Genomic DNA, 3726 nt, shown 5'->3' with positions numbered 1-3726 from the left:
GGACACCATGGGCACGGCACGCCGATCTACGTCTACCCGACGTACTATCCGCAGACGTTCTATCCGGCGGCTCCGATCTATGCCGAGCCGGCGCGCCGCGAGGTCTATGCCGAGCCGCCGCCCCGCGAAGCCCCTGCCCCGCCACCGATCTATATCGTCACGCCGCCGGTCATCGCCGCGCAACCGGTGAGCGTCGCCGAGCCGCCGGCGCCACCGGCGCCGCCCGAGCCCCGATCGACGGAGCCTGGCCAGGTCAAGTTCTCGATCCAGCCATCCGATTCCGCGGTCTACCTGGATGACGACTACCTGGGGACGGGCGCCGAGCTGGCGGCGCTCGAAGAAGCGCCTCTGTTCCCACCCGGGGTTCACGTTCTGGAGGTCGACCATCCCGACTACCGGCCGCAGCGCCTGGTCTTCGGCGTCAACCACCGGGATCCGGCGCACGTTCTGATCGACCTCACGATCGACCGGGTCGGCCGCAGGACGCGGGTCAAGTAGGCGCCACACAGCCCGCGCCTGCCGGGCGCCCCGCAGGGTCGGTCTGCCTCGACTCCACGGCGGATCAGGGCATGCATCTCGGGCGCTTCAGCGAGTGTCCGCGAGCGTCCCCTTTTCTTGCTACGATAGAAGGTCCAATTCACTCTTGATCGATTCGAGTTTGAACTGAAGGAGTTTGGGATTGCGCATGGACGAGAATCTCTATTTCAGACAAGTTCTTGCAGGAAGGCAGATCGCCGGTTCCGATCCCGTCGCATCGCAGATGGCCAACTTCATGTATCTGATCGGCGACCCAGCGAAACGGGAAGCCGTGATCGTCGATCCGGCCTGGGACGTGGCAAGCTTGCTCGATCTGGCGGCGGCGGACGGCTACCGGGTCACGGGCGCTCTGGTGACGCACTACCACCCCGATCACGTCGGCGGCGATCTCTTCGGCATGCAGGTGCAGGGGCTGGCGAAGCTGCTCGAGCGCGCCGCGGTGCCGATCTACGTCAACAAGCACGAAGCGGACGGGGTCAAGGTCGTCACCGGCGTGTCCGAGTCCGACCTGCGGCGGGTCGACGACGGCGACACCCTGTCCCTGGGCGATCAGGAAGTGCGGTTCCTCCACACGCCGGGGCACACGCCGGGCAGCCAGTCTTTCCTGATCGGCGATCGCCTGGTCGCGGGAGATACGCTCTTCGTCCAGGGTTGCGGGCGGGTGGACTTACCCGGCGGCGACGCCGAAACGAGGTACCGCACGCTCACTGGCAAGCTCGCGAAGCTGCCCCGCGAGACGGTCCTCTACCCGGGGCACCACTACGGACCGACGCCGACTTCGACGATCGGCGACGAGCTCGAGCACAACCACTACCTGCGAATCCGCTCCCTCGAGGACTGGCGGAGGTTGATGGGATAGCGGTGACGGCCGGACGATCATGAACAAGAAGATCGGACCCTATCGCGTCGAGGAGCAGATCGGCGTCGGCGGCATGGGCGAGGTCTATAAGGCCTTTGACGATCGCCTGGATCGCTGGGTGGCGATCAAACGTATCCGCGACGACAAAGACGAAGGCCGGGAGAATCGCGAGCGCTTCCAGCGCGAGGCGCGGGCGACCGCGCAGCTGAATCACTCGTCCATCGTCCACCTCTACGACATCTTTCGCGACGGCGGAAGCGATTGCATCGTCATGGAGTTTGTCGACGGAGTGACCCTCGACAAGCTGATCAAGAACGGTCCGCTGGACGTCGTGCAGGCCGCGAGCCTCGGGCACGAGATCGCCAGTGGCCTGGCTGAAGCCCACGCCAAGGGCATCATTCACCGCGACCTGAAGGTTGAGAACGTCATCGTGACCCCTGAAGGACACGCCAAGATCCTCGACTTCGGCCTGGCCCGGCCGTTGTTGGCCGGCGACCTCGACACGTCCCTGACCGGCAAGGGCCAGCTGGTCGGCACCAGCCGGGCGATGTCGCCGGAGTACGTCGGCGGCGAGGACATCGACCACCGCTCCGATCTCTTCTCGCTCGGCGTGTTGCTCTACGAAACGGTCACCAGCCATTCCCCGTTCAAAGCCCACAATACTCTCGCCACCCTCAAGCAGGTCATGCTCCACCGGCAGACGCCGGCGCACGTGGTCAACAGCGGCGTGCCGGAGGATTTCTCCTCGGTGATCGAGAATCTGCTGGAGAAAGATCCCGAAGACCGTCCCCAGAACGCCAAAGACGTGGCTCGAGAGCTCGGGCAGATGTCCGGGCACCTGTCGTCCGGAGACATCGCCCGGCCGGCGCTCACCACCTTCTCCTCGACGCCGACAGAGGTCCTGGCCCCGTCGGCCACCGCGGTCGACATCTGGTCTGGCCGGCGCTGGCTGGCGATCGCGGCCGTGCTCCTGGTGGTGGGCATCGCGGCGACCTACCTCTTCACCAGATGGTGGTTCACGAGCCCGGAAGACGTTCCGATTCAGGGCATGCCCGGCAATCCCGTCGTTCAGCAGAAAGACCGGATCGTGCTCGCGGACTTTCAGAACCTGACCGGCGAGCCCCTGCTCGACGACTCGATCGCGCTCGCTTTCAGGCTCGGTCTGGAACAGTCGCGCCACGCCTATGTGTTGCCGAGCTCTCAGGTCCAGAGTGCCCTGTCACGTATGGAGCGCGATGCCGACACGCCGGTGGATCGCGACATCGGGATAGAAATCGGCCAACGGGAGGGTGCCCGGGCGTTGGTCGTGGGTGCCATCGGCAAAGTCGGCGAAACCTACTCCGTCACCGCTGAGGTCATCGATCCGCCAACCGGCGTCACTACCTTCTCGACCCAGGAGAGTGCCAGCAGCCGAGACGCGATACTCGCGGTGCTCGAGAGCATCACCGCGGCGGTTCGTGTCGATCTCGGCGAGCCTCAGGCCGCGATCGAGGAGAACCGGAGACCGTTGGAAAAGGTCACCACCGCCAACCTGGAAGCACTGAAAGCCTACTCTCTCGGGCAGCGGAGAATCTCCGAGGACAGAAACGAGGATGCCATCCAGTTCTTGGCGCGAGCGCTCGAGCTCGACCCCGAGTTCGCGATGGCTCATGCCAAGCTGGCGGCCGTCCACATGAATCTGGATCGCGATCGAAGCACGATCCTGGGCCATCTCGACCAGGCCCTCCGCCGATCGGATCGGTTGACTGAAATCGAGAAGCTCTATGTGGATGGTTGGGTGGCGAGGCTGCATGGTGATCCGGAATCCGTGGTGCGCGCGTGGTCCCTGATGAGCACGTTGTACCCCAACGAATTTGCCGCCCATCACAATCTCGGCATGGCGCATTGGTCCTACTTTCAGCGATATCAGGAGGCGTCCCGAGCGTTTCGGGCGGCAATCCGAGTGGCGCCGCCCGAGAAGCGCTCGCTGGCACTGACCACGCTCGCGTACTGTCAGATCGCGCTGGGTCTGTACGAAGAAGCTCAAGCGAACCTGGAGTCAGCGTCAGGACAATACAAAGACCTGGCCATGGCCGATCTCCATCTCGCCACCAGGAGCCATGTCGAGGCGCGTTCTCAAATCGACAAGAGCGTGGCGTCGTCATCTCGGCTCCAACAACTCCACGGCAAGCTGCGGCTGGCTGAGCTCCACGCCAGCCGTGGCAGCCTCGGTCAAGCACGGCAGACGGCGCTCGAAGCGGCGCAGCTCGCCGGCGACGAAGAACCGAAGCTCGGTTTCGTGGCTCAGCTCGCGTTGATCGCGACGCTGGAGCATACCGGCATCGAGGAAG

General features: G+C 64.7%; 3 protein-coding genes. All 3 read left to right on the top strand.

All coding sequences use genetic code 11. The features are described from left to right. On the top strand, nt 1-498 hold a 498-nt coding region (locus tag GY769_04280; GenBank protein ID MCP4201132.1), incomplete at its 5' end, for a hypothetical protein. Between the two features lie 187 nt (nt 499-685). Beyond that, nucleotides 686-1396: an MBL fold metallo-hydrolase gene (locus tag GY769_04275; protein ID MCP4201131.1), complete on the top strand. Its 711-nt coding sequence runs from the start codon at nt 686-688 to the stop codon at nt 1394-1396. A gap of 19 nt (nt 1397-1415) precedes the next feature. Further along, on the top strand, nt 1416-3726 hold a 2311-nt coding region (locus GY769_04270), incomplete at its 3' end, for a protein kinase (protein ID MCP4201130.1).

The sequence above is a fragment of the bacterium genome, assembly GCA_024224155.1.
Taxonomy (GTDB): Bacteria; Acidobacteriota; Thermoanaerobaculia; order Multivoradales; family JAHEKO01; genus CALZIK01.
This window is presented reverse-complemented; position numbering and strand designations above follow the sequence as displayed.

Excerpts from the sequence above, each read along its gene's own strand:
- GY769_04275 (MCP4201131.1), top strand. The coding sequence starts at position 686 with ATGGACGAGAATCTCTATTTCAGACAAGTTCTTGCAGGAAGGCAGATC.